We start from the raw sequence: 666 nt of genomic DNA, 5'->3' as shown, positions 1-666 counted from the left end.
CGAGGCGCACACGCACGAGTACATCGCGACCGCCCACGAGGATCAGAAGTTCGGCTTCTCCATCACCAACAATCAGGCAATGGTGGCGATGGTGCGCTGCCATTACGATCCACACATCACGCTGCTGGGGATTCACTCTCATATCGGCTCCCAGATCTTCGACACCGGCGGTTTCGAAGTTGCGGCCCGGCGCACCATGAAGCTGCTCTCGCAGTTCACCGACGCCACCGCAACGCAGCTGCCCGAGCTGGATCTGGGGGGCGGTTTCGGCATCGCCTACACCAGCCAGGACTCTCCTTCGACCGCGCAGGAACTGGCGAGCAGCCTGCGTGAGATCGTGGCCCACGAGGCTCGTGGCCACGCGATGGCGGAGCCGAGACTGTCGGTCGAGCCGGGCCGCGCGATCGTTGGTCCGAGCACGATGGCCATCTACACGGTCGGCACGGTGAAGCCCGTCGATCTGGAGGGCGGTGCTCAGCGCATTTACGTCAGTGTGGACGGTGGCATGAGCGACAACATCCGTCCCGCACTCTACGCGGCCGAGTACTCCGCGGTCCTCGCCAACCGGACATCACAAGCCGAGACGGTGCTGTGCCGAGTGGTCGGCAAGCACTGTGAGGGCGGTGACATCTTGGTGCACGATGTCTTCTTGCCGGCAGATGTCCA

1 pseudogene is annotated in these 666 nt (G+C 63.8%); it reads left to right on the top strand.

What is annotated here, in order from left to right:
* Nucleotides 1-666, top strand: a pseudogene (locus AAFP05_RS05280) (diaminopimelate decarboxylase); the annotation flags it as partial.

Origin of the sequence: Brooklawnia sp., assembly GCF_032229645.1 — a bacterium.
Classification (GTDB): Bacteria; Actinomycetota; Actinomycetes; order Propionibacteriales; family Propionibacteriaceae; genus Brooklawnia.
This window is presented reverse-complemented; position numbering and strand designations above follow the sequence as displayed.